Here is a 26,789-nt window from a genome sequence, read left to right as displayed (position 1 = left end):
CATCAGTCCTCACAACGGCCGTGAGTAAGGCTACCGTCCGACTCGTTCCACTCCTCGGGCTGATTTACTTCATCAGTTACCTTGACCGAGTTAACATCGCATTCGCAGCATCCAGCATGAAGGCTGACATTGGCCTCAGCACCGCAGCGTACGGTCTCGGCGCTGGAATTTTCTTTATTACCTACTGTCTCTTTGAGGTGCCGAGCAATATGCTCATGTACCGTCTTGGCGCCCGGTTCTGGATCGCCCGCATCATGCTCACGTGGGGCGTGATCTCCGTGCTCATGATGTTTGTCCAGAACGAGACCTGGTTTTACGTGCTGCGCCTCCTGCTCGGCGCCGCCGAGGCCGGATTATTGCCGGGCATCGTCCTCTACCTGAGCCACTGGTTTCCCGCGGGCTACCGTGCTCGGGTTTCGGCGGGCTTCCTGGTCGCGCTGCCTATTGCCATGGTGTTCGGATCACCCTTCTCAACATGGATCATCGAGGTCGGGCACGGCGCTTTCGGACTGCAGGGCTGGCAAGTCATGTTTTTCGTCGAGGGCTTGCCGGCTGTCCTGATAGGTTTCTACGTGCTGGCAAAGCTGCCATCCAAGCCCCAGGACGCCCGCTGGCTCAGTAATGAGGAGCGGGAGGCCCTTACGCAAGTCCTCGCCGCCGAGGACCGAGAGTCTCCTGCGTCGGCTATTGGAGGCCTCATCGCCGCGCTCCGCGAACCCCGGATCTATATCCTCGCCGTGATCGGTTTTTGCTCCTCATTCGGCATTTACGCGTTCAGCTTCTTCCTGCCACAGCTCGTAGGAGACATGCAGGCATCGTTCGGAATCCAGCTTTCGCCGATGCAGATCGCCCTCCTGACGGCCATCCCCTTTGCCGCCGCGGTCATCTCGATGCTGATCATCAGCCGGCATGCCGACCGCTCGGGGCGCCCCATAGGTTTTGCCGCGGTACTGCTGGCCATCAGCGGGACGGCCCTCATATGTTCGGTGTTCCCATCGTCGCCGGCGATTAAGATCACCCTGCTCTCGGTCGTGGTCGCAGCTGCACTGCCCGTAACGCCGCTGCTCTACCATCTGCCGAAGTACTTCGCCGGAGGAGCCACGTTTGCTGCGGGCGCAGCCCTAGTGTCAACGCTCGCCAATCTGTCCGGTCTCGCCGCACCTGCCTTGACCGGCGTACTCAGGGAGGCAAGTGGCGACTTCAACTCGAGTCTGTGGGTTATGGGCGGCCTCCTGTTCGCCGGCGCACTCCTACTGATCCTGCTCGGGCGCCTGCTTCGCTCAGCCAAGTTGTACCGGCAGCCCGCCTCTACAACGGCTGCGGACACCGCGCAGGGCCCCAAAACCACCCAACTCTCTGTCTGAAACGACTACTCATGACGATCCCTAGTTCATCGCCTGCGGCCAGCGAACGGCCCTATCCCGTAAACCCCCACTTTGTAGGAGAAGTTATGCCCTCTGCCGCGACAAAGCGCCAGCCCAACATCGTGGTCATCGTTTCCGATGACCACGGCTATGCGGATCGTTCCGGCCTGGGCATCCAGGACGACGTGAACACGCCCGCGCTCGACCGTCTGGCACAGGAGGGCACCTCCTACTCGAACGCGTATGTGACAGCGCCGATTTGTTCGCCGTCGCGGGCGGGGCTTGCGGCCGGGAGCTACCAGCAGCGGTGGGGTGCGCGCTGGTTCACGGACTCGGAAATCAGCCCCGAAAACGTGCCAACCATTGCCGAGCTGCTCCGGAATGAGGGCTACACCACCGGGTATTTTGGCAAGATCCACTACGGCAGCGAGCACCACGGAGACCGGGGAACGCCACCGCAGCACGGCTACGACGTATCTTTCTACGGGCTGGCGGGGGAATCGATGGGCAGACTCAACTACCTCCATCACTCGGAGGAGGCAGTGGAAGAGTACGGTGAGGAGGCGGCGTTCCGCATGGCCGTCCAGCCGCTGTGGAACGGCGAGGAGCCACAGGAATTGGAAGGCTTCCTGACCGACGCCATCGGCGAGCAGACGCGCAAATTCGTGGCAGACCACGCAGACAAGCCCTTCTTGGCCACCGTGGCCTTCAACGCCGTGCACAACTTCTGCTGGCAGCTGCCCTCCGAGGAACTGGCCAAGCGAGGCCTGCCCGCCTACGAGGACTGGAACCCTGGCGCTAGCAAGTACATTGATTGGTACGACGGTGCCATCAGCCCGCATCTGGAGAATGGCCGCGGCTACTATCTGGCGCAGCTGGAACTCATGGACGCGCAGATCGGGCTCATACTCGACCAACTCGACGAACTTGGCCTTGCGGAGGACACCATAGTGGTCTACCTGACGGACAATGGTGGTTCCACTTGCAACTATGGCCGCAATCTGCCCCTTCGCGGGACCAAGTACACGCTCTGGGAGGGTGGCGTGCGGGTGCCGTTCCTGCTGCGTTGGCCGGGCCGAATGCCAGCCAATTCCGTCGATGAGGGACTCACGAGCTCAATGGACATACTGCCCACCGCCATGGCTGCCGCCGGCGCAGACCCTGCGGCCTACGCACACAGCGACGGCCGGGACCTGCTCGCCACCAGCGGCCACGAAGCCCTGCACTGGGACTGCGGCTGGCAGTGGTCGGTGCGCCGGGGCGACTGGAAACTGCACTGGGTGGAACCGGGCTCACCGGTGGCCGAGCATATTCGGGACGTGGAGCATACCGAAGCCGGCAGCGGCTTCTTCCTGTGCAACCTTGCCGCGGATCCTGCCGAAACCACCAACCTGTACGACGCCGAAGCAACAGTTGCCGAGGAACTGACCGCCTTGCATGAAGCCTGGGCAGCAGACGTGGGGATCGGGGAGACTGCCGCCCGTCGGGAGTCGGAAATCAATTCCTAACGCCCCGTTTTTCCTGATGCCATTGGGCGCATTCCCGAGAGATGGACGGTCCCTGGGACAGGCGCCGGATCCGCCGAGAGCCCACCGTTGCGGAGATGCTCGCGGCTGCCGTCGGCCTGTGACGCGAGATTGGGCGGCCGGCATGTCGCTGTCCGCTGTGGCCCGCGGCGTGGGCATGAAGCCTCCGTCAATCGCTCTACGACGACCTCTATACCCCCAGGGGTGGCAGCACTTTTTGGCTACCGTGCTCGCGACCGGGGACCACGCACCTGACACCAGGGCGAACCCGTGGACGCACTGGCCCCTGCGCCTATGGTGGCTGGTTGCTGGCACCCCCTCGAGGAGTCCCCACAAGTAACCGGGAAAATCGGGCGAATGATGGGGGCTGGCGGCCCGGACTTGCGCGTTCGCCCTCGGTCTAAGATACGGTCACCAGCACCCCGGAAGTCGCCAACGCACCCAGTCCAAAGCGCGCTTCATCAATTCCGCCTGCCGTAAATCGTCGCCCTGGGCCTCACGTGCGGGCGATTTTTCGGCTGCTTTCAGCGCAAGACTAGGTAACCACCCACACGTAGCCATCGCGCCGTCATCATCAGACCCGAGTGGCTTGCAGTGCACGTGGCTAGCAAGACTTACCTGATGGCCTTGATTTAACTCTTCGTGGCCCACGAGGCCCTGAAACAACAGCCGGGATCGATGGGAGCAGGCGACTTAGTGGTATTCGAACCATGTCAGGATCGCTCTCACGCGACGGTTGTCTTGGCCGGGCGGCATCCCCATTTTGAGAAATACGTTCGCCACATGCTTACTTACGGCGGCACCTGACAGAAAGAGTTCCTGGGCAATTTCCGCGTTTGAACGTCCCTCCGCCATCAAGGCCAAGACCTCCTGTTCACGAGGAGTGAGTCGTGCCAAGGGGCCGTGTTCTAATCCTGTATGGGTGATATGCCTGACAACTTCGGGATCAATAACCACCCCTCCTCCTGCGACAGTGTCCAGTACACGAAGGAAGTCCGCAATGCGACCTACCTTCTCTTTCAACAGGTAGCCCACTGCCCCGTCTGCGCCCGGTCCTTTCAATAGTTCCTTCACATATGGGCCTGTGACGTAGGCGGACAGAACGAGGATGGGCAACCCCCGATGCCGGGCGCGCAGCTCGATGGCCGCGCGAAGTCCATCGTCGGTGTTACCTGGTGGCATCCGTACGTCGGTCAGTACGAGTTCCGGCAGTTCCGCGGTGCGCGCGAGTGAATCGACAGCAAGGATAAGTTCGGATGCGCTTTCGCACTCACGAATCACATCGTGACCGTTGGACATCAATATTTCGCGAATGCCGGCCCGCATCAGCAGGCTGTCATCAGCCAGCACAATTTTCATGGGTATATCCGCTGCAGCAGAAAGAAGGTCTCCATATTTACCATGTTGGTTCACACGGTGCCGAGGCTGTCACTTCTGTGCCACCGCCTGCTGGACTGTTGATTTCGAGATCCCCACCGATGCTCCTCATCCGCTCCCTTAGCCCTGCGAGACCTGACCCCGCCGCAATGTCGACTCCACCCCTGCCTTCGTCACGCACCCGCGCCCAGACCCCAGCGCCCCCGCAGCGTATTTCGATCCAGGCCTGGTCCACCTTCGCGTGCTTCGTTACATTCGTGAGTGCCTCCGAAATGGAAAAGTAGATTGCCGCAGCTGTAGGTGAAGACAACAGGGAATCCTCACCCGTTGCCGTGAATTCGATGCCTAACGGTGAGCGTGCAGCGAGTTCTTCAACGGCAACTTTCAACCCGAAATCGCTAAGTTCCCGGGGATGGATGTCACGCACAGTTTGTCGCAGGCGCTCCAGCGCGTGCTCGGCTTGCTCTCTGGCACTCGTGGCTTGCCTGGAGATGGAGGTTTCTTCCTGGGTCAGGGCTGCGGCCTCTAGGATTCCCAAACGCAACACGACTGCCATAAGCTCCTGTTGCGCCCCATCATGAAGATCGCGTTCGATCCGTTGGCGCTCAGCTTCGAATGCCTCAGTCAATGAGGCCCGACTGCTGCGTAGTTTGTCGAGTTTGGCGATCAGGTCTTGCTCCGAGGCCGTGAGGAACGCCTTGAGGGAAGCATCGCGTAGCAACGAGATTGCCGTCAGGATGGCCGCAGTTACGACTCCGAGAAGTAGACCTACCGGTACAGCGACCCAGGCCTGTAGCAAACTCATTGGTTTGAACGGTCCAACTACTGCTTCGATCCCAAAGGCCCAGAGCGCGGGATTGAAAACGAGCACCGAGGTGCTGATGAGTCCGAAGAACGAAACGATCAAAGACAATGCACACAACACGAGTGCGGTAAGGAAGACGGGCAGGTCCGTGCGCCACAATGCCCAATCTCCCAGGCGAAAGCGGATCCACGATCTCCAGCTCTGCCCAGCTGGGCGCAGCGGCATGGAGGGTGCACCGCAAAACAGGGCACGACGTCGGTCGGCCTCGGCTACAGCGATCGCCGAAATTGGCAGGACGACCACGCTGGCGAGTATCACCGGAAAAACCGCACCCGCGATGATCTCCGTGAGCACACGACGACCAGAATGAAAGTGCGGCATTCCCCCATTTTACAGGGGGTCCCTCGTGCTGAATGTAGAGCCAGCTCTACCACCCTAGGGGGCTAATACCCGTGCCCTGACTCAAAATAAAGCGTTGGATGAGTACATGCCACACAACATTAAGTCCCTCAACCCGTGCATCCGTTTGCGCGGGGTCAACATGGGGTTTCCCGTGCCCGGACGTCGTCGGGAGATCACACAAGTCCTTCAGAACATCACCTTGGACATCCCGGAGGGGCGCCTCACGGCGATCGTGGGCCCCTCTGGCTCGGGCAAATCCACGCTGCTGCTGTGTGCTGCGGGACTCGAACAAGCGACCTCCGGCTCCATCGAAGTCCTCGGCACGAACACGCTCGCACTCAAACCCCGTCAACGCGCCGCGTTTCGCAGCCAAAACATTGGCTTCGTCTTTCAGGAATACAATCTGGTCAGCTCACTGACAGTCGAAGACAACATCGCACTTCCCGCACGGTTGGCGGGACACCGAATCCCGCGTGCCGCGGTCTCTGAGGCCATGACCCGCCTAGGTATCAGCAAGCTTGCGCGTCGCCGGCCCGACCGTTTGTCCGGAGGTGAACGTCAACGCGTAGCTATTGCACGGGTTGTCGCCAACCAGTCGCGGATCGTGTTCGCGGACGAGCCAACCGGTGCGCTGGATCTCAAGTCCGGCCATTTGGTGCTGGATTGGCTGCAGGCACTGCCTGCCCAAGGGACTTCAGTGGTGATGGTCACCCATGATCCCCACGCCGCGGCCCGCGCAGACCACGTGGTGGTTTTGGGCTCAGGCCGCGTGCATCGGATCCTCCCGGGAGGCGATGCTCATGCCGTGGGCGAAGCGGTGCTCGCCGCTCAATCTGAGGACGAAACAGTCGGATCCAGCTCATGATCCGCCTCGTCCTGGCCGACATTCGGATGCAGGCGGCCATGTGGTTGTGGGCGCTGTTCTGCGCACTCATCGGTGCCGCATGTGCGGCTGGCTCACTCATCGCCATGTTCACGACAATCTCGGCCGCCCAGACTGCCGACGATTCGAGAATGGTCTCGGCTTCCATTGCACTCGGGGGAAACATCGTTTTCTTCACGGCGCTCGCCGCCATGGGTGTCATTGCATCAACCGTCGGGCTGACCTTGACGACGCAACGCAGGGAGCACGCGCTGTGGCTAATCCTAGGGATCCCGCGCCATCAGGTCAGGGCCACTCTTCGCATCGAGCTCCTGGTGCTGGGGCTGATCGCCGGCACGCTGGCCATTTTGCCAGCCCATCTGGTGGCTGGCATCACCATTCAGCAATGGGCCAATACCGGGCTCAACCTCCACAACGCCTCTGTGGCATTCGAGTTATGGCACGTCGGTATTAGTCTGCTCTCCGGGATCATCCCCTGTTTGCTTGGCGGATGGGGCGTAACCACAAGGGCTGCGCGAACACCCGAAATACGAGCATTCCGCGACGCTACCGATTCAGCCGCCAGCCCCGGGATCGCCCGCAGCATCTTCGCACTGTGCCTCGTTGCCGGTGTAGTCGGCATGTGGATTCCCGGGCTCGGACTGGAACTCGAGGGCGGCTTGGCTCAACGAACTGCCTTCGTATTCGCCGGAAATTTGTTCCTCATCTGCCTGCTGCTTCTCATGGGACCCTGGGTATTCACACCCCTGATGAAGCTGTGGACCGCTTTAGTACCATCGCGAAACGTAGCGTGGCATCTTGCCGTGCAGTCGTGCCGCACCCGTGCCGCACGAAGTGTCACCACCGTGCTGCCTTTCGCGCTCTCCCTCTCACTCGTCGGGCTTTTCATCGTGATGGGAAACGTGATGCCAAACAGCACCGCAGGCTTGGGAGACGTCCTGGTGGTACTGGGATGGGTCTTCGTTGTCGCGTGGGTGGGTGGCCTTGCCGTTATCGCTTTGGTGGGAAAGGAACGACGACGCGACTCGGCACTGATCAACGTCGCAGGCGCCCCGCCCGGAGTCACTGCGCAATCAGCAATCCTTGAAGGCGTCATTTACGCCGGCACTGCCATCGTTTTCGGCGCGCTCACTCTCGCCATCACTGGCATCACCATCGCCACAGGTGCCCGGCTCGATCCCTTTGACCTGTTTGCCGGGATCCCGTGGATCCTTCTTGGCGGACTGGCCCTTGCAACGCTGGCCACGACCTGCCTGGCGCTCGCAGTCCAATCCGCCCAAGCCTCGAGAACGATCGCCGTGCGCGTCCTTCGCACATGAACGCCTCCAACGCGCGATTTTCCATGGCGATCACCTTGCGGAGATTCAGTTCACGCAGGTCGCAATCCACAATTCAGTCCAAACCCGCCCCATGATCCGCGTCGAACTCAAAGATCCCAAGGAACCCCACACATGACTACTGGATACCGAGCCCTGGCCGCAATCCTCGCAGCCTGCACCATCTCACTCGCCGTCACCGCTTGCAGCAGCGGCGATGAGTTCGCCACCGCTCCCAAGGAGTCAAAAACTTTCGATTTCACGGGCAGGAATCTCTCGATAGAGGCCAATGCCTCGGAGCTAAAAGTTGTTCCGGCGGATATTCAAGATATCCAGGTGGAACGACAAATCAGCGGCTCTGTCAATGGCAACGCCCCCGAGTCGGAATGGGGCCTCGCAGGAAACACGCTGACGCTCAAGACCGACTGTGCAGGAGTGTCGATCACCTGCAAGGCCCGCTACCTGGTCAAGGTCCCCCAAAACGCCGTGATCAGTGCTGAAAACACCGACGGTTCAATCCAGGCTTCCGAAATCAGCACAGATCTAACTGCAACCACGGGCAAGGGAGACATCCGGTTGAACACCTTCAGTGGCCACAAGCTTGATCTGACAAGTGACAACGGAAACATCGCCGGAGACATGATCTCGGCGCCGTCCGTCACCGTCAACTCGGACAATGGCGACGTTCAGTTAGGCTTCGGGACAGTCCCGGACAACGTCGGTGTGAAAAGTGATGATGGAAACGTCGAACTAGCCCTTCCGGAGTCGGACTACCGGGTGGACACGAAAACGAAGAATGGCAAAGTGACCGTAAGTGTCGCCGAATCCAGGGCGAGCATGCGCGCCATTCAGGTGGACACTCGCAACGGTGACATCTCCATAGTGAACGGCCAGTAGGATTCACCTTGTCCGCGACCGAGTGGAGATAAACCACTTGCGTGCCAGCCGAGGAAAACCTCACCGAAGGAGCGGAACGCCGATTTGCGGCACCGCGTTAGCTCCTGCATATAGGGGTCCTGGGGGTCGTCAATGACTTGCGTGCGGGGACCTGTTCAATCACTTCGGCCACTTCGGCGCGTTTCATGACCACAGATCATCGCCGATACGGCTCACAGCCCTGCCCCTGTCACATCGACTCCCCATCAAGGAGAACCTGCCCGTGAGCTGGTTCATGGAACCCGGCGGCGGTTCTTGCGACCGCAACTTCTCTGTCCAAATCGGGTGTCTCTTGGCTGACCGCTGTAGTTTGGAAAACGATGACCTCAGGGATGGTGGTGAACGGCTGGACCTTGGGCGCATTCATGCTGGGAACTGCATTGATGAGTGCTTTGGTGTACGCGTGTTGGGCTTTGCCTGCCACGAGATCTGGAACCTTGATGTCCTCAACAAATGAGCCTTTGTACATCACGAGCAACCCGTGAACAGAGGCCTGTGACAACGCAATGTCGTAGGAAACCAGCAGGATCGCGGCTGGGTCGCCGTTCAGGATCGGGGACTGTGTAAGTTCCGAGCCATCGAAGCCGACGCTGCCCGCGCTGACGTCAAGCGGGTCCTCGAGAAATGCGGCCACAGCCATACGTCAGCGACTTTTCTGAACCAGACTCCCCACGAGGCCAACGATTTCGCCGCGCTTCACCTGGAAGCTGGCATCGTTGACCACCGTGTTCCAGCCCTGTTCCTGAGGTGCTGCGACCGTCAAGTTACGAACATCAACCACAGTCTCTGCGGGATCAACGGTTGCCGCTGGTGTTTGGCTCGATGCATCAGGGGGCTTTGATTTGAGTCGGCGCCCCGGAATCGTCTCAATACCAAAGCCCCTCGAGAGCGTCTCGCCAAGCAGGGTAAATACGACGCCGACAAACACTACGGCGGCAGCAGGAGCCAATGCTGTGGCCGGGTTGACATAGTTCTTGTCCAGTCCTTCGTTAAGCAGGCGACCCCAGTCAAACGCGGGAGCCTGAACGCCTAGGCCAAGGTAGGAAGATCCTGCGAAGGCTACAAGTGAGCCACCAGCTGCCAGGCTTGCAGTGACTGTCAGGGTCTCCGACATGCGTCCAGGCCACTCATCGCTGCATCATCGGGTGACTTACGGTGAATGCGGACCATCCACATTTGTCGGCGCATCGAACACGCAGAATGCGCTCAACTCCACTGGAGCATCGGTTTCTCCTGGGCCAGAAACGCGTGATCCCGATATTCGGCTCGACGCTTAGCTCCGTCCGAGTTTTCCCCTAATCGTTGGCTACAAGACGATCCTGATTTTGTCGTTCCGATCGTGTCCACAGGCTGACATGGTAGTGGCCATGTGGCCGGTCGGCGGGATGGCGCCTATGTGGTTCAACCCGACGATGTCGCCGGGTGACAATCGTCGGAATCACCAATTGGCTCGGATCCGATCTCTGCCAAGCTGGCTCAATGCGGATACTTCTTAGGGGCGGGCGGGTCATCGACCCCGGCACCGGCCATGACCAAATCGGCGATCTCCTTATCGAGAATGGCCGCGTAGTCGCGGCCGGGGCCCAGCTCTCCCTCGCCGAGACCGAAAGGGCCACGGTCATCGACGTCAGCGGATGCATTGTCGGCCCTGGCTTCGTCGACCTCCACAGCCACGTTCACTCTATCGCAGGGCAGCGCCTGCAGGCGATGGACGGAGTCACAACGGCACTTGACCTCGAAGCCGGGCTGGCCCCCGTCGCTGCGGCAATGGCCAATGCAGCCCGCGAGGGCCGCCCCCTCAACTACGGCTTTTCGGCCTCCTGGACGCAGGCGCGGGCCTTTGCTCACCTGGGAATGGCGCCGATCGCCGATGCGCACAACGCCCTGGGCCTACTCGCAAAACCAGAGTGGCAGCGCGGTTCGACCCCGCGTGAGTTGAACGCCTGGCTCGGGCAACTCGAGACAGAGATCGCAGACGGCGCTCTCGGAATCGGCATCCTGCTCGGCTACGCGCCGCGCACCGATCCAGCAGAGTTCCTTGCGGTCGCGCGTCTCGCCGCCGCAGCGAACGCTCCCACATTCACCCATGTGCGGGAACTGATCGAGGCCGATCCGACGACACCGATCGACGGCTCATCGGAAATCATGATTACCGCTGCCGAGACCGGCGCGGCCATGCACCACTGCCACGTCAACAGCACCTCCCGCCGACACGTTGACCGTGTGCTTGGCATGCTCGAACGCTCCCAGGCCGAGGGAAGCCGGGTCACTGTGGAGACCTACCCCTATGGCGCGGGCAGCACAGCGATCGGCGCATTCTTCCTTGCCCCGGAACGCCTCGGCGCCTGGGGCATCAAACCCAGCGACATCACGATCGTCGCCACCGGTGAACGGGTCGCGGATGCCGGGCGGCTGAGCGAGATTCGCCGCACCGACCCGGCCGCCGAGTGCGTAGTCGCGTTCCTCAATGAAGAGGATCCGGGCGACCGGGCACTGCTTCAGAGCGCCCTCGCCTTTCCCGATGCCATCGTCGCGAGTGATGCCATGCCCGTCAATTGGGGCGGAGAGGTTCGCGAATCGCTTCAATGGCCGCTACCGGCCGGCGGCGCCACCCACCCTCGCACGGCAGGAACGTTTGCCCGTTCAATTCGCATGATGGTGCGCGAGACCGGCGCCTGGAGCTGGCTGGAGGCGTTCCGGCGCTGCTCCTACTTGCCGGCGCGAGTTCTCGATGATGCAGCATCCGGCGCACGGACCAAGGGCCACATCGGTATCGGTGCCGATGCCGACATCGTCGTGATCGAACCGGAGCGATTCTCCGACGCCGCAAGTTACCTCGATTCCACCCGTCCCTCAGTCGGTGTGCGCCATCTCTTTGTTGGCGGTACCGCCGTGGTGCGGGACGGTCTCATGCTGACGGACGCGTTCCCCGGCCGCGCACTCAAGGGGGACCCCCGATGATCGACACCTTCTTAGCCCGGGATCGGCGCGGCCCGACGCACCCAGCGGCGAGCTCGGCACCTTGTCCGATCGAACCAAAATGCACACAAGTCTCGTCGTTTGCTACCCGTTTTAGTGAGGCTGCAGCGAATAGGCTCAGCGAAATCGCATTCTCAACGCGGAGGAATTTTCATGGTTGAATCACTGTCTCAGATTGGTGCTTGGGTCGAGGAAAGGCTGCCCCACCTCATCGCCAAATACCAGGTACCCGCCGCATCCGTGGCGATTCTCAGTGATGGAGACGTGGTCCGGGCCGCGGCAGGCATCTTGAATAAAGCGAGCGGTGTTGAGGCCACCACCGACTCCGTCTTCCAGATCGGTTCCATCACCAAGATCTGGACAACCTCGCTCGTCATGCAGCTGGTCGATGAGGGACTCGTCGACCTCGACGCGCCCGTTCGCCGCTACGTCAAGGACTTCGTCCTCGCCGACGAGGCCGCCGCGGCGAAGATCACCGTTCGTCAACTCCTCAGCCACCTGTCCGGTTTCGAGGGCGACATCTTCACCTCAACGACCGAGGGCGAAGACGCCGTCGAGAAGTTCATGCCGATCCTCGCCGATGTGCCTCAGCTCTTTGAGCCCGGCGAAATGTTCTCCTACAACAACGCTGCCTTCTCGGTTCTCGGCCGCATTGTCGAGGTTGTTCGCGGGAAACACTATGAGGCTTGCCTGCGCGAACACCTCATCGGCCCGCTGCAGCTCACGCATGCGGCCACGGGTGCCGGCGAGGCAATCAGGTTCCGTGCAGCGCTTGGTCACATCAGCCCTGCCGAGGGCGCCGCCCCGGAGCCGGCTCAGGTCTGGTCGCTTGTGCGTTCGAACTCTCCGGCCGGTTCCGTTTTCGCTATGAGCGCGAGCGACCTCATCACCTTCGCGAGGATGCACATCGACGGCGGAGTTGGCCCGGATGGCAAACAGGTTCTGAGCGCCCAAAGCGTTGCCGCAATGCAGGAACAGCAGGTCAAGCTTCCGGAGCTTCGTGCCACGAGCGACGGCTGGGGACTTGGTTGGGAGCTGTTCAATTGGGAGGGTGGGCCGGTCATCGGCCACAACGGAGGAACGCTCGGCCAGAGCGCGTTTCTCCGCGTGATCCCCGGGCATAAGGCTGCGATTGCAGTACTGACAAACGGCGGCCACGCTGTTGGCCTGTATAAGGAGCTCATCTCCCCCGTCATCAATCGCCTCACCGGCATTGTGGTGCCGGAGCTTCCCAGCCCCGCCACCGACGTCCACCCCATTGATGCCTCGCGCTACGTCGGCACCTACGGTTCCCGGGTCGCCGACTCCCACGTCACCCAGGACGCAGATGGGCGCATCTGGATCGAGCAGAAGATGAAGGGAATATTCGCCGGGCTTGCCCCCGATCAGCCGCCGGTGGAGCTCGTGCATTGGAAGGGCGACACTCTCATCGCACGCCAAGCACGTCAAGGAATGCACACACCGCACGCTTTCGTCGGCAATGACGGCAACGGCAACGCACTGTACCTGCACACCGGTCGAGCCGACCGGCGGGTGTCAGCATGAGCGGCGCAATCTCGGACGTCTTCGCGCGGGTTGGAGCCACCGGTTTCCTACACGCACGTGAAATCGGGGCCGACTACGGCCGAGAAGTTTCCGTCCGATCCGACGAGCCCGTAGTTCTCGCGTCCGTCTTCAAGGTCATTGTCTTGGTTGCCTACGTCCGCGCGGTCGATGCCGGCCTGCTGGATCCACGCGGGCGGACAGTTGTAAGTGCCCGCTACCGCATCGGCGGGGTCGGCGTCGCCGGCTTCGCCGACGATGTCGAGGCCAGCTGGCGCGACCTTGCCCACAACATGATGACGTTGAGCGATAACGCCGCAACCGACATCCTTTACCACCGACTCGGTCGGGAGGCAGTTGAGCAGGTCGTAAGCGACCTGGGGCTCAGCCAGACGCGACTGATTGGCTGCTGCGAAGACTTGTTCGCTTCGGTCGTCGAGGACCTGGGCGGCGGCACGAAGAGCGACTTCAAGGATTTGCTGGAAGCAGCGACGGCCGAGCAGATCCGGGGCCTTTCGGTCCTTGATCCGCTGCGCACTACCGCATCGACTCCGCGGGATATCACAACACTCTTGAATGCAATCTGGACCGACACCGCGGCGTCTCCAACTGCCTGCAGGATCGCCAGAGACATCATGGCGCAGCAAGTCTGGCCGCACCGGCTGTCGTCAGGATTCCCAAGTGATGTACGGATTGCCGCGAAGACAGGAACCATGCCCGCAGTGCGCAACGAGGCGGGCGTCGTCACCTACCCGGACGGGCGGCAGTATGCGGTAGCGGTCTTCACCAGAGCCGACTCGCTGGCAGACCGGTTGCCCCCCGTCGACGCCTCCATCGGCGTCGCCGGTCACCTCGCGGTTGAGCACCTCCGGGCGCTCTCCTTGTAACTCTAGGCACACATCCCACCTCAAACACGACCAACTGGAGAAATCCCATGCGTTCCATCACCCCATTCGTCGCCCTCGCTGGGGCCGCAGCACTCACTCTCAGTGCTTGCACCACGCCCGGCGTTTCCGGCAACGAAGCCGGCAACGAGCTTGCCGTCGACAGTACCTTCACGATGGCAATCGGCGCCGACCCTGGAAACCTCAACCCCATGATCACCGCGATGAGCGGTGCGCGCACCATTGACCGATTCCTCTATTCGCGCCTCATTGAGGTGGGCAAGGACGGCACCATCCGTTCCGGGCTCGCGAGCGCGTGGAAGGCCGACACCACAAAGGCCACCTTCACCCTGCGCAACGACGCCACCTGCGCTGACGGGACCGCGATCACGGCCTCAATGCTCGCCGAGAACATCAACTTTATTGCAGACCCGAAAAACGGCTCACCCCTCATCGGGGTGAACGTCCAGGCCGGCACCGTCGCGACAGGCGACAACGCCACTGGCATGCTGAGTGTGACGAGCGGTGCGCCCGACGCGTTCCTCCTCGAAAACCTGGGCAACGTGCACATGGTCTGCGGACCGTCTCTGGCCAACCCGGACGCCCTCGCCAAGGGCGAAGGCGCAACCGGCATGTACACGATGACGGAGATCGCCCCGAACTCGCAATACACGCTGACCCGGCGCAAGGAGTTCGTTTGGGGGCCAGACAACTGGGACTCGAAGCAGGCCGGCATTCCCGCCACCGTCATCTTCAAGGTCATCCCCAACGAGACAACTGTGACAAACTTGCTGCTTTCCGGCGAGCTGAACGCCGCACAGGTTGGAGGGCCCGATTCCGAACGGCTGCGCGCCAAGAAGCTGTTCTCCAGTGATGTCCAAGCTGGTTTGGGACAGGTTCACTTCAACAAGAACCCAAAGAAGCTGCTTTCCGATGAGGCACTTCGCGTTGCCCTCACCCAGGGCCTGGACCTGGAAAAACTGCGCTCGGTTCTCACGAGCGGAACGGGCGTCGCGCCGAGCAACCTCGTCAACATGGCACCGAACCCCTGCAATGCCGACGTGGCGGCGGCCAACACCCCGGCATTTGATGTGAAGGCTGCAGCTGAGGCGCTCGATGCTGCCGGCTGGAAGCCCGGATCCGACGGCATCCGCCAGAAAGACGGGGCCAGGCTCTCACTCACTGTCATCTACCCTTCGTATGTTTCCGCCACTTTCGGCCCGACCTCAGAACTGCTGCAGTCAATGTTGAAAGAGATCGGTGTTGAGGCGACGCCCAAGGGTGTCGATGCCAACGGCGTGAGCGAGGCGCTCTTCAGTACCGGCGACTGGGACCTTTCACTCATCCCCTTCGGCGTTGGCCTGCCCAGCCAGGTCGTGCCATTCTTCTCCGGCAAAACCCCGCCGAACGGCTCAAACTTCGGCTACACCAATAACGCGGACTACATCGCGGCCGCGAGCTCGGCCGCGACGAAACCGGGCAAAGAGGGGTGTGAGGACTGGTCGAACGCCGAGGCAGCCCTGATCGGCGCCGCAGACGTCATCCCGTTCGCGAACTCGGTTTTGTCAGTGTTCGGCAGCAAGGCTGAGTTCACTGTGAACGACACCCTCGAGCCCGCGTCAATCCGTCTGTTCAAGTAACCCAAGAAACGGCTAGCCCCATGACCAGCACCATGACCGAAACAGTGGCCGCACCCGCCGCCACGCCACTGGGAATCAGCCCCTGGCTGACCTTCGCGCTGCGACGCGGCGGACAGTTCATCTTCTCGCTGTGGGTGCTGATCACGGCGGCCTTCCTCATGATCCACCTCGTGCCCGGCGATCCGGTTCGCGCGGCACTCGGCATGAACGCACCAGCCGAACTGGTCGAGGCCCGGCGCGCTGCGCTCGGTCTCGACCAGCCGCTGATCGTGCAATACGTGAACTACTTCGCCAAGCTCTTCACCGGCGATCTCGGAGTTTCCACCATCACCAACGAGCCGGTCGCCCACATTATCGCGACACGGTTCCCTGCCACCCTGCAGCTCGCCCTGCTCGCATGCCTCCTCGTTCTGCTCGTCGCGCTTCCGGTCGGCGTCACCACGGCCGTGGCGACCCGCAGCGGCCGCAGACGCGGGCTCGAACTCAGCTTCGCCATCATTTGTGTGGTGTTCGCAGCAATCCCCGAGTTCCTCCTCGGTGTGGGGCTCGTCTACATCTTCGCGGTCAACCTCGGGTGGTTCCCGATCGCCGGCAATGACAGCCCATTGGCGCTGGTCTTACCTGTCGTCGCACTGGCAGTCGGGCCAATCGCAGTCTTCTCGCGCATCATCCGCGTTGAGGTCCTCAGCGTCCTCGGCCAGGACTTCGTGCGCACCGCCCGCGCCAAGCGCTTGGCACCGCGCAAGATCTATACACGCCATGCCCTCCCCAACGCCATGACGGCGACGCTCACCCTGACCGGTCTACTCCTCAGCGGCATGGTCGCCGGCACCGTGCTTGTCGAGAACATTTTCGCCTGGCCGGGCCTGGGGACGATGATCGTGCAGTCCATCCTGTCCAAGGACTACCCGGTGGTGCAGTCCATCGTGCTCATCTATGGAATCGGCGTACTTCTCGTCAACCTCCTCATCGATATTGTGCTTGCACTTCTCGATCCACGCTCAACAATCCGGGAGTCCTGATGCCCACTCGTCTGAAGTGGCTTTCCATTGTCCGTAGCCCGGTCGGGGCCACCGCCACGGTCCTCGTCCTTCTCTTAGCCCTGCTGGCGATCTTTGCCCCCCTCGTCTGGGGCGCACAGGCCCAGGCCATCGACACCTCCGGCACTCAGCAGGGTCCAAGCGCTGAGCACCTCCTTGGAACGGATGCGCTGGGCCGCGACGTCCTGGCCCGCGTGTTGGTTGCCACCCAGCTCTCGGTCACACTCGCCGTCATCGCCGTCGTGATCGGCGTCACGGTCGGAACCCTGCTCGGTACGGCCCCCTCCGTGCTCCCGCGCTGGGCCGGACGCATCGTGGTCGGCATCGTCAACATTGCCGTAGCCTTTCCAGGCCTACTCCTCGCGCTGTTCTTCGCCGTGATCTTCGGCGTCGGCACCACCGGGGCTGTGCTGGCCATCGGCTTTGCCATGGCCCCGGGCTTCGCCCGCCTCACCCAGACCATGTCCGCCGCGATAGCTGGCCGTGACTTCATCTCCGCCGCGCGCACCGCCGGTGTCTCGCGCCTGCGCATCCTCGTCCGGCACGTACTGCCTAACATCGCCGAGCCTCTCATTGTCAACGCAACCGTTGCCGCCGGCGGTGCGCTGCTGGCCTTCGCCGGCCTCTCTTTTCTCGGTATCGGCGTACAACTTCCCGCCTTCGACTGGGGCAGGATGCTCAGCGAGGGACTCAACCGCATCTACATCAACCCCGCCGCAGCCTTCGGCCCGGCAGCCGCCGTCGTCATTGCCGGTCTCGCGTTCAACCTGCTCGGCGAGAGCGCCGCCTCCGTTGCCGGTGGCCGCGTCGCCATTCGCCGTTCGGCGTTCCTGCCGCTGCCCACCACCCACGCGGTTCCCACCGAATCCACCGAATCCACCGACACGATCCTGAGCATCGAAAACCTCCGAATCTCGTACCCAACACACAGCGGCCCGGTACACCCCGTTCGGGGAGTCAGCTTTGAGATCAGGGTGGGTGAGGCGCTGGGAGTGGTCGGCGAATCCGGCTCAGGCAAGAGCCTGACCGCGCTGGCCGCCTCCCGACTCATCGAACCACCTGGGGTCGTGACCGCCGATCGCCTTGAGTTCAACGGCGTCCAGATACTGACCGCACCGGAGAAGACCGTTCGCAGGCTGCTCGGCACGTCAATGGCCATGGTATTTCAGGACCCACTGACCTCCTTCAACCCCGCCCGACGCATCGGCAGTCAACTCGCCGAAGCCGCACAGGAACATCAGGTCATGAGCCGACGGAACGCCATGGAACGCGCCGTTGAGCGGCTCCAGGCAGTGCGGGTGCCCGCAGCCGCCCGCCGCGCCGAGCAGTATCCGCACGAGTTCTCCGGCGGGATGCGACAGCGGGCGATGATCGCCATGGGCCTCATGAACAGCCCCAAGCTGATCATCGCCGACGAACCAACCACCGCCCTCGATGTCACGGTGCAGCGTCAGGTGCTTCGGCTCCTCAATCGGGTGCGCACCGAGACCAACGCGGCGATCCTGCTGATCAGCCATGACATCGCCGTCGTCTCGCAAAGCTGCGAGCGCGTGCTTGTCATGTACGCCGGGCGCATCGTCGAAGACCTTCCGACGGCGGAACTCTACACGGGCGCACGACACCCCTATACCCGCGCCCTGCTTGAGGTCGTGCCCGATCTGGACACCGACCGCGGACAGCCTCTCGGTGTGATCCCGGGCCGGCCGCCGGCACCCGGGGAGGTATCGCCCGGATGCGCCTTCGCTGCTCGTTGCCCGCTGGCGACGGCACAGTGCCTCGAATCCGACCCCGAACTCGCGATCCACAGCGACAAGCACCGGGTCGCCTGCTGGAACCCCGTGGAGGGGGCTACCCGCCTGACACTGCCGGAACCAAGCACCGCCGCCGCGCACACACAAGATTCGCCGATCGCAACTTTGGGAGGTACACGGTGAGCGAGCTCCGCTTTGATCATGTCAGCGTGAGATATGGATCCCGCAGCACCGGCCTGACCGCCGTCGATGACGCCTCGCTGACTATCCCCTCCGGGTCCGTCGTCGGCCTGGTTGGCGAGTCAGGTTCCGGCAAATCCACGCTTGCCCGCGCCGCCGTCGGGCTCGCCCCCGTTACGGGCGGCTCGATCACGCTCGACGGTTTGGATGTCAGGAAACTACGTGGCCGGCATCCAATTCAGATGGTCTTCCAGGACCCGTTCTCCTCGCTCGATCCGCGGATGACGATTGGCGAGTCCATCTCCGAGATGATTCCGCGCGGCACGTTCTCCTCAGCGGCAGCCAAGCGCGCCGAAATCGGGCGCTTGCTGGAGCTTGTCAACCTTGACCCCGCCCGTGCGGGTTCGCTCCCTGGCGACCTCTCGGGCGGCCAACGCCAGCGCATTGGCCTGGCCCGGGCGCTGGCCGCCCGACCCGAGGTCATCATCGCCGATGAGATCACCTCTGCTCTTGACGTCTCGGTACAGGGCTCGGTGTTGAACCTCGTGCGTGATGTCCGCGCTGAGCTGGAGCTCACGATGTTGTTTATCTCGCACAACCTCTCGGTCGTGCGCTATCTGAGCGACTACATCGCCGTGATGTACCTCGGGAACATCGTCGAGCTTGGACCGGTAGATGAGGTGCTGAACAATCCCAAGCACCCGTACACCCGCGAGCTGCTCGCATCAGTGCCGACCCGCCATGGCAACCTTCTTGCCGTGGACCCGGCCGCACTGGTGGACGTCGAACCCGCAGACCCGCATCACCCCCCGAGCGGGTGCCGCTTCAACCCGCGTTGCCCGATGGGGCCGCTGGTCCACCCCGAGCGTCAAATTTGCGTGCAGAGCCCGCCCCAGCTTCCAACCACGCCGCAACACGCCGCAGCCTGCCACTTCGCTGAGCTCACCAGCTCCGCCGAGCCGGCACTACGTACCCACTGAACAGGAGACCCACAAGATGGCACAACAACGTGTAAGCATCGACGACCTCGTTGCCACGCAGCTCCCAGAGCAGCCCGCTCTGTCGCCGGATGGCGGCACCATCGCTTATGTTCTCAAGACCACCAACCGCGCCGAAGACCGCGACGAACGTTCGCTGTGGCTCGTGGCCGCTGACGGCGGCGAACCGCGCCGGTTGACCCGGGGAACTTCCGACTCGACACCGACGTGGAGCCCGGATGGGACACGTCTCGCCTTCCTGCGCGCCCAGGATGGTCCGCCTCAGATCTGGGTCCTGCCGATCGGCGGCGGCGAAGCCGAGCAGGTCACGACCCAGGCTCTCGGTGCTGGCGCCCCCGTGTGGAGTGGCGACGGCACACGCATCGCGTTCTCCGGCCCCATCGACGCTGCTGCGCTGCCGGGCGAAGGCAGCGATGACGTCGCGAAGCGCCGGACAGCACCGATCGTCACCAACAGGCTTGGCTACAAGGCCGACGGCGCGGGCTTCCTTGGCACGCTGCGCCGGCACATCCATGTGGTGAGCCTTGGCAACGGCGAGATCACGCAGCTGACCCGTGGCGACTGGCACGCTGGCGATCCGGTGTGGTCGCCGGACGGCGAAAGGATCGCCTTCTCCACGGGCAAAGAGGCCGATTCAGACCTCACCTTCGAGGTGGCCGCATACGTGACGTCCTCGAGTGATGCCAATGCCCGGCCGCGCCTCGTGGGTGCCGCCGATGTGCAGCTCTCCGTCACCGGCTGGACGCCTGATGCAACCTCTCTTATCGCCGTCGGGCGTACCGACGCCGAGGTGGGAAACGCTAGCGTGCTGCTCCTTCCCCTCGACGGCGAAACGCCGCGAGACATCACTTCGGCCCTCGACCGCAATGTCATGCCGGGAGGCCCGGGGTACCCTGGTGCTCGCCCGCAGCTGAGTTCCGATGGCCAGACCGTCTTCTTCTGCCTCCGCGACGGCGGATATGTCCACCTTTACGCTACGGGCATCGCCGGTCAAGCGCAGCGTGTCATCGTCGGTGGAGCGGCCAACGTATCGGGCGTTTCCGTCGTCGGTAACACCGCCGCTTTCGTCCTCACAACGGAATCGTCCTTCGGTGAAGTATCTACGGTCGACCTGCGCTCTGGCACGGTTACAGTTCTCACCAGCTACTCGCCGGAGGAGACCGGCGTCATCGTCCCCGAGGCACGGAGCTTCACAATCTCGGATGGCGTCGTCGTACACGGCTGGCTGCGCCGCGACCCGGCACGCACCGGCCCCCTCCCACTCCTGCTCGATGTTCACGGCGGGCCGCACAATGCGTGGAGCGGGGCCGCTGACCCCGTCCATGCCTACCACCACGAACTCGTTGCACGCGGATGGGCTGTGCTCACGATCAACCCACGTGGAAGCGACGGCTACGGCAACGACTTCTTCCGCGGAGTTCTCGGCGCCTGGGGCACGAGCGACGCCAAGGACTTTCTCGAGCCGATCGACGATCTCATCGCCGAGGGTGTTGCCGACCCAGCACGCCTCGCCGTCACCGGCTACAGTTACGGCGGCTTTATCACCTGCTATCTCACCTCGCGCGACAACCGCTTCGCCGCTGCTGTCGCCGGCGGGGTTATCTCCGATCTGACGAGCGTCGCGGGTACATCGGATCTCGGCCACTTCCTGTCGCGCCTCGAGAGCGGTGCCCTGCCGTGGAAGAACCCGGAACAGCTTGCACCGCAATCGCCCTACAGCCAGGTGGGCCAGGTTCGCACTCCAACCCTCATCGTGCAGGGCGGCGAGGACCACCGTTGCCCAGTCGGGCAGGCCGAGCAGTGGTTCACCGCCCTCCGCGAACAGGATGTGCCAAGCGAACTCGCGCTCTACCCGGGCGGCTCGCACCTCTTTATTTTCAGCGGGCCGCCCTCGCACCGCGCCGATTGGAACCGGCGCATCGTCGACTGGGTGGAGCGCTATGCTCCGGCCGCCGGCGCCCCCGTTCGCAAGAAAGCCCTCAACGCCGCACACTGGCAGCAGCGCCTGAGCGAGCTGGCCGCCGCCCACAAAGTTCCTGGGGCCACGCTCGGCATCCTGCGCCTCGGCGAGGAGCCTGTCCTCGCAAGTCACGGCGTTCTCAACATCAACACCGGTGTCCAGACCACTGACGACTCCGTCTTTCAGATTGGCTCGATCTCGAAGGTATGGACGGCGACCGTCATCATGCAGCTTGTCGACGAGGGCAAGCTCGACCTCGATGCTCCGATCATCGACGTGGTGCCCGAGTTCCGGGTCGCTGACGCCGAGGTGAGCAAGACCGTGACGATGCGCCACCTGCTGACCCACACCAGCGGCATAGACGGCGACGTTTTCACTGACACCGGCCGTGGCGACGACTGCCTCGAAAAATACGTCGATGCGCTTTCCGAGGTCAAGCAGAACCACCCCATCGGGGCGACCTTCTCGTACTGCAACTCCGGCTACGCAGTCATGGGCCGCGTGATCGAGAAGCTCACCGGCCTTAGTTGGGATGACGCCCTTCGCGATCGCCTGTTCACACCGTTGGGCCTCAAGCACACTGTGACGCTGCCGGAGGAGGCTCTGCTCCACCGTGCCGCCGCCGGCCATGTGGGCGCCGATGAGAACGGCCCCCTTCTCGCCCCGATGTGGTCACTTCCACGTTCCCTTGGCCCTGCCGGGCTCATCGATGCCAGCGCGGCAGACGTGCTCGAGTTCGCCCGCATGCATCTGAGGTCCGGGCTGGCGACGGACGGCACCCGCATTCTCTCAGCAGAGAGCGCCGAACTCATGACCACGCACCAAAGTGACGTTCCCGACCCGTACGTGCTCGGCGATTCATGGGGCCTGGGCTGGATTCGCTTCGACTGGGGCGGAAAGCGTCTCTACGGTCACGACGGCAACACCATCGGCCAGGCGGCCTTCCTGCGCATCCTGCCAGAAGACGGCATCGCCGTGACGCTGCTCACCAACGGCGGCCACACACGGGACCTTTACGTCGAGCTCTACAACGAGATTTTCGGCGAGCTGGCCGGGATTTCGATTCCGGGATCGTTCGGCCCGCCAACGGAGCCTTACAACGGCGACATGTCGGCGTACCTCGGTACCTACGAGCGTTCCGGTCTCCTCATGGAGATCTTCAAGGAGGAAGAGGATGTTCGCATGCGCACGACCATAAGCGGCGGCGTCGCCAATTCCCTGCCGAATCCCGTAGAAGAGTACACCCTGACGCCGGTAAGCGATGGCCAATTCGCGCTCCGGGCGCCCGGCACCCAGGGGTGGCTCTCCCTGGTTTTCTATGCACTGCCGACCGGCGAGCAGTACGTGCATTTCGGTGCCCGGGCAATGCCCAAGGTTGCGTCGTGAACGTCGACACCAATCAGATGCTCGAAGACCTGCGTACAGTCATCGAATGCGAGTCGCCCTCCACAGACCTGGTTGCGATCGCCCGCAGCGCGGACACGATTACCGAGATCGGGAAACGGCTGTTCGGCTGCCCACCAGAGCGGATCGTGATCGAAGGGCGCACGCACCTGCGTTGGCGCTTCGGGATCCCCCGGGTTCTCGTACTCTGCCACCACGACACGGTCTGGCCGATTGGATCGCTCATCGAGCATCCGTTTGAGATCGACGGCGACGTGCTGCGCGGGCCAGGCTCTTTCGATATGAAGGTGGGACTCGTGATGGCGCTTCATGCCATCGCGGCCCTTCCGAACCGCGAGGGCGTGAGTCTCCTGGTGACCGGGGACGAGGAGCTCGGTTCGCCCAGCTCCCGGCAGCTCATCGAAGACGAGGCCCATGGATGCGGCGCTGCCCTGGTTCTCGAAGCATCGGCCGACGCGGGCGCCCTCAAGGTTGCCCGCAAGGGCGTCTCACTCTATGAGGTCGTGGTGCAGGGGCGGGCGGCGCATGCCGGCCTCGAGCCCGAGCGGGGTGTCAACGCTTCGATCGAGGCTGCGCATCAGATCCTTACCGTCGCCAGCCTCGGCGACGCGGCCCTCGGTACGACGGTCACGCCGACATTGCTGCGCTCCGGCACGACCACAAACACCGTCCCGGCCGCCTCCAGCTTCGCGGTGGACGTGCGCGTACGCACGCTTGCCGAACAACACAGGGTGGACACCGCAATTGGCGCGCTCGCGGCGAGGTTACCGGATGCCGTGCTGAACATCACCGGTGGGGCTAACCGCCCGCCCCTTGAGGAATCGGCCGCGATGGAATTATTCGCCCGCGCCAGCCGGTTGGCTGAGGAGCTCGGGATCGGCCGTCTCCAGAGCGCCTCTGTCGGCGGAGCTTCCGATGGCAACTTCACTGCCGGGATCGGCGTCCCAACGCTCGACGGTCTCGGCGCAGTGGGTGGTGGTGCTCACGCGATCAACGAACACGCGCTCGTTAGCGCATTTTTCGAACGTACTCGCCTTGTCCACGCGCTCATCGCCGAACTCATCCACGAGTTTGCGCAGACGGGTCCCACAGCATCGGAATCGGCACGATGACCCCAATGAGCGCCATCGGAGCAAGCGAAGACCTCGTCGAGAACGCCCGTCATGCGGCGCGTGCCGCAGCGGACTCCGCGGGCATCACGATCCGTCTGCTTCACCACGTTGAGGAATTCTCCGAGGTAGTGGCGCTTTTTGGGCGCATTTGGACCTCGGATGGCATTCAGAGGCCGGTCAATACGGAAACCCTGCGGGCAATATCCAAAGCGGGCAGCTATCTCGCTGGAGCCTACGACGGCGACAAGCTGGTCGGAGCATCCTTGGGGTTCTTTGCCGCACCTTCGCAGAAGGCACTGCACAGCCACATCGCGGGTGTCGACGGTCAAATGCGTGGTCGCAATGTCGGCTTCGCGATCAAAGCCCACCAACGTGCTTGGGCGTTGGGCGAGGGTATCCATGAGATTTCGTGGACCTTCGACCCGCTCATCAGCCGCAATGCCCACTTCAACCTCGTGAAGCTCGGCGCCCGCGCGAACACCTACCACCACAACTACTACGGGCAGATGAACGATGTTCTCAACGGTGGCGATGACACCGACAGGTTACTCGTAACGTGGGATCTCCTCTCGGCTAGAGTGGCTGCGGCCTGCTACGGAAAGCCTGCGACTCCCGAACCGGGCGAACACAGTGCCGATGACGCCAGGACGCTGCTCGAACCCTCGGCGCACGACGAGCCGACCGTGCGAAAAACCGATGCGGCGCTCGTGCTGGTTCGCCTCCCGAATGACATCGAGGAGCTCCGCCGCAGTCGGCCGGAGACCGCTTCGCGATGGCGGGCCGCCCTGCGCCACAGCCTTGGTGCGCTCATGGGTGATGGTGGGCGTGTGCTCGGGTTCGATTCCTCGCGCCGCTATGTCATCGACACCCAGGCGCGGTCCTAGCCCGGGTGCCCCGATCGCCCTGATACAGTCGGTCCCGACTCCGTAAAACCCGACGAAACCGGAGTAGTATTTCGTCGTGTACAACAGCGTAGATTCGTTCCGTCCGCCCGTAATGTGGGGGGCGTGATCATGTCAGTGACGAAGCGGCCGCGCTCAAGCCTTGGCCGGGTGCTCGAAGACCTCGGAACGACCCTTCTCGAGCTCGTCTGCGGAAACGCGGAAGGGCAGAAGCAGATCGAGACGGTCATCATCCACGACTCCCTCGACGATGCGCTTCCCTCACACGGTGCGCTCGTGCTCGGCGTTGGGATGCGCGAGACCGAGGAGATCGTCGAGCTGCTCGCAACACTCGCCACGCAAGATGCCGCCGGCCTCGTTCTCCGGGCGCCAGTAAGTGCAGACCCGGCGATCATACGCGCCTCCGAAGAATCCGGCATTCCCGTGCTCGCGCTGACCCGCGGTGCATCCTGGGCCCAACTCACGTCGATGCTGCGCTCGCTCATCGCGGAGGGCGATGTCGGGGAGAGCGGACCACAAGGTCTCGGTGGGATGCCCGCCGGTGATCTCTTCTCGCTCGCGAATGCAATTTCGACGCTCCTCAATGCTCCCGTCACGATCGAGGACCGAAACTCCCGGGTGCTCGCTTTCTCCGGCCAGCAAGACGAAGCCGACCCTGCCCGTGTGGAGACTATCCTCGGTCGTCAGGTTCCCGAGCGCTACCTGCGCCAATTAGAACAGCGCGGCGTGTTCCGCGAGCTGTATCGCAGCACCGAGCCCATCCTGGTCGCTCCCGTCGACGTCGACGCCCAAACGGCCTCCTACCCCCGGGTGGCCATCGCGGTGCGTGCGGGGGACGAGATTCTCGGCTCCATCTGGGCTGCGGTGCGCGAATCAATGCCCGAAGAGCGGGTCGGGGCGCTGAAGGATGCCGCGAAGATCGTCGCGCTGCAGATGCTGCGGATCCGCGCCGGCGCCGACGTTGAGCGCAGGCTCAGGGCCGATCTACTGGCCACGGTACTTGAGGGCGGGCCGGGCGCGGCCGATGCCGCCTCCCGTTTGCGCCTCACCGATCACCGCTGTGTGGTGCTGGCGCTCGCTGCCGCAGATTCGGAAGAGGACGGGGAGGCCGGGGAGGGAGGGGCCGCACAAGCGCGCCTACTCGCCACACGGCAACGCATCGCAGACGCCCTCTCGATGCATCTGGGTGCGGTATACCCCCGCTCCGCGGCCGCCCTCATCGGCAACATTGTCTACGGCGTCGTCAGCGTTCGCCCGGGGCAAGCGGATGCCGATCGACGCGCCGCTCGAGTTGCCCACGAATTCCTCGCGCGCCTCGGCGGCGACCGGCGCCTGTTCCTCAGCATCGGCACAATCGCGGACGACCATGCGGCAATCCCCACTTCCCGAGTCAGCGCGGATCGCGCCCTGCGCGTGCTTCAGCTCGGTAAGTCGCATGCGCAGGTCGTGATCTTCGACGATGTGCAGGTTGAGGCGCTTCTCGTCGAGCTCGGAGACCTCGCGGCCGCTCGCGGCGACCGCCCGAGCGGCCCGGTCGCACGTCTCCTTGAGTACGACCGGGCGCGTAACGCACAACTCGTTGAAACTCTCCGTGCCTGGCTGGATGCCTTCGGTGACGTTACTGCGGCGTCCGCGCTCGTGTACACCCACCAGAACACCTTCCGCTATCGCCTGCGCCGGCTTTCCGCCATTGGTGGGATCGACCTGAACGACCCGGAAGCGCGCTTCGCAGCCATGATTCAGTTGCGCTTACTTACCGACGGCGAACGCTCGCTGTAGCGTCCAGGT

Annotated in this window: 20 protein-coding genes; 16 read left to right on the top strand and 4 right to left on the bottom strand. The window is 63.1% G+C overall.

Translation table 11 applies throughout. From position 1 onward, the window contains the following. Positions 1-116 precede the first annotated feature (116 nt). Positions 117-1,364, top strand: a complete 1,248-nt coding sequence (locus tag ACNAOU_RS09860) for an MFS transporter (RefSeq protein ID WP_422758558.1) — start codon at positions 117-119, stop codon at positions 1,362-1,364. Positions 1,365-1,450: 86 nt separating this feature from the next. Beyond that, positions 1,451-2,872: a sulfatase family protein gene (locus ACNAOU_RS09855; RefSeq protein WP_422758557.1), complete on the top strand. Its 1,422-nt coding sequence runs from the start codon at positions 1,451-1,453 to the stop codon at positions 2,870-2,872. 711 nt (positions 2,873-3,583) lie between these two features. Here the strand turns inward: ACNAOU_RS09855 and ACNAOU_RS09850 are convergent. Both ACNAOU_RS09850 and ACNAOU_RS09845 read right to left on the bottom strand, forming a co-directional pair. Then, positions 3,584-4,249, bottom strand: a complete 666-nt coding sequence (locus tag ACNAOU_RS09850) for a response regulator transcription factor (RefSeq protein WP_422758556.1) — start codon at positions 4,247-4,249, stop codon at positions 3,584-3,586. 37 nt (positions 4,250-4,286) lie between these two features. After that, positions 4,287-5,453, bottom strand: coding sequence for a histidine kinase (locus ACNAOU_RS09845; RefSeq protein WP_422758555.1), 1,167 nt, complete (start codon positions 5,451-5,453; stop codon positions 4,287-4,289). 106 nt (positions 5,454-5,559) lie between these two features. Between ACNAOU_RS09845 and ACNAOU_RS09840 the strand changes: the two genes are divergently transcribed. The 3 genes from ACNAOU_RS09840 to ACNAOU_RS09830 all read left to right on the top strand — a co-directional run bounded on the left by ACNAOU_RS09840 (position 5,560) and on the right by ACNAOU_RS09830 (position 8,570). Next, on the top strand, positions 5,560-6,339 hold the full coding sequence (locus tag ACNAOU_RS09840) for an ABC transporter ATP-binding protein (protein WP_422758554.1): 780 nt from the start codon (positions 5,560-5,562) through the stop codon (positions 6,337-6,339). Continuing rightward, positions 6,336-7,676, top strand: coding sequence for an FtsX-like permease family protein (locus tag ACNAOU_RS09835; protein WP_422758553.1), 1,341 nt, complete (start codon positions 6,336-6,338; stop codon positions 7,674-7,676). The genes ACNAOU_RS09840 and ACNAOU_RS09835 overlap by 4 nt, the downstream gene beginning before the upstream one ends. Before the next feature lie 132 nt (positions 7,677-7,808). Then, a complete protein-coding gene (locus ACNAOU_RS09830) occupies positions 7,809-8,570 on the top strand; it encodes a DUF4097 family beta strand repeat-containing protein (RefSeq protein ID WP_422758552.1) in 762 nt (253 codons plus the stop codon). Between the two features lie 229 nt (positions 8,571-8,799). Here ACNAOU_RS09830 and ACNAOU_RS09825 read toward each other — a convergent pair whose 3' ends face one another. Continuing rightward, positions 8,800-9,243, bottom strand: a complete 444-nt coding sequence (locus tag ACNAOU_RS09825; protein WP_422758551.1) for a hypothetical protein — start codon at positions 9,241-9,243, stop codon at positions 8,800-8,802. A gap of 9 nt (positions 9,244-9,252) precedes the next feature. Next, positions 9,253-9,723 carry a hypothetical protein gene (locus tag ACNAOU_RS09820; protein ID WP_422758550.1) on the bottom strand — a complete coding sequence of 157 codons (471 nt, stop codon included), beginning with the start codon at positions 9,721-9,723 and terminating at the stop codon, positions 9,253-9,255. A gap of 365 nt (positions 9,724-10,088) precedes the next feature. Between ACNAOU_RS09820 and ACNAOU_RS09815 the strand changes: the two genes are divergently transcribed. From ACNAOU_RS09815 to ACNAOU_RS09765, 11 genes are all read left to right on the top strand, one after another. Further along, positions 10,089-11,570 (top strand): amidohydrolase family protein, encoded by a 1,482-nt coding sequence (locus tag ACNAOU_RS09815; RefSeq protein WP_422758549.1) that lies wholly within the window; start codon positions 10,089-10,091, stop codon positions 11,568-11,570. 171 nt (positions 11,571-11,741) lie between these two features. After that, a complete protein-coding gene (locus ACNAOU_RS09810) occupies positions 11,742-13,133 on the top strand; it encodes a serine hydrolase domain-containing protein (protein WP_422758548.1) in 1,392 nt (463 codons plus the stop codon). Continuing rightward, the gene (locus ACNAOU_RS09805; protein WP_422758547.1) at positions 13,130-14,017 is read left to right on the top strand and encodes a serine hydrolase; all 888 of its coding nucleotides are present in this window, start codon (positions 13,130-13,132) and stop codon (positions 14,015-14,017) included. The genes ACNAOU_RS09810 and ACNAOU_RS09805 overlap by 4 nt, the downstream gene beginning before the upstream one ends. Positions 14,018-14,064: 47 nt before the next feature. Then, the gene (locus tag ACNAOU_RS09800; protein ID WP_422758546.1) at positions 14,065-15,654 is read left to right on the top strand and encodes an ABC transporter substrate-binding protein; all 1,590 of its coding nucleotides are present in this window, start codon (positions 14,065-14,067) and stop codon (positions 15,652-15,654) included. A gap of 20 nt (positions 15,655-15,674) precedes the next feature. Continuing rightward, positions 15,675-16,676: an ABC transporter permease gene (locus ACNAOU_RS09795; protein ID WP_422758545.1), complete on the top strand. Its 1,002-nt coding sequence runs from the start codon at positions 15,675-15,677 to the stop codon at positions 16,674-16,676. Beyond that, positions 16,676-18,628: a dipeptide/oligopeptide/nickel ABC transporter permease/ATP-binding protein gene (locus ACNAOU_RS09790; RefSeq protein ID WP_422758544.1), complete on the top strand. Its 1,953-nt coding sequence runs from the start codon at positions 16,676-16,678 to the stop codon at positions 18,626-18,628. The genes ACNAOU_RS09795 and ACNAOU_RS09790 overlap by 1 nt, the downstream gene beginning before the upstream one ends. Positions 18,629-18,654: 26 nt before the next feature. Next, complete coding sequence (locus ACNAOU_RS09785) at positions 18,655-19,605, top strand: ABC transporter ATP-binding protein (protein ID WP_422758543.1); 951 nt, start codon at positions 18,655-18,657, stop codon at positions 19,603-19,605. Positions 19,606-19,621: 16 nt separating this feature from the next. Beyond that, positions 19,622-22,969 (top strand): LpqB family beta-propeller domain-containing protein, encoded by a 3,348-nt coding sequence (locus ACNAOU_RS09780; RefSeq protein ID WP_422758542.1) that lies wholly within the window; start codon positions 19,622-19,624, stop codon positions 22,967-22,969. Beyond that, positions 22,966-24,099 carry a M20 family metallopeptidase gene (locus ACNAOU_RS09775; protein WP_422758541.1) on the top strand — a complete coding sequence of 378 codons (1,134 nt, stop codon included), beginning with the start codon at positions 22,966-22,968 and terminating at the stop codon, positions 24,097-24,099. Before ACNAOU_RS09780 ends, ACNAOU_RS09775 begins: the two co-directional genes overlap by 4 nt. 5 nt (positions 24,100-24,104) lie before the next feature. Next, positions 24,105-24,983, top strand: a complete 879-nt coding sequence (locus tag ACNAOU_RS09770) for a GNAT family N-acetyltransferase (RefSeq protein WP_422758540.1) — start codon at positions 24,105-24,107, stop codon at positions 24,981-24,983. 129 nt (positions 24,984-25,112) lie between these two features. Next, positions 25,113-26,780 carry a PucR family transcriptional regulator gene (locus tag ACNAOU_RS09765; protein WP_422758673.1) on the top strand — a complete coding sequence of 556 codons (1,668 nt, stop codon included), beginning with the start codon at positions 25,113-25,115 and terminating at the stop codon, positions 26,778-26,780. Positions 26,781-26,789: the final 9 nt, after the last annotated feature.

The sequence above is a fragment of the Paenarthrobacter sp. C1 genome (assembly GCF_049315185.1).
Lineage (GTDB): Bacteria > Actinomycetota > Actinomycetes > Actinomycetales > Micrococcaceae > Arthrobacter > Arthrobacter nicotinovorans.
The sequence above is the reverse complement of the archived record's forward strand: the minus strand, read 5'-3'. Positions and strand labels throughout refer to the sequence as shown.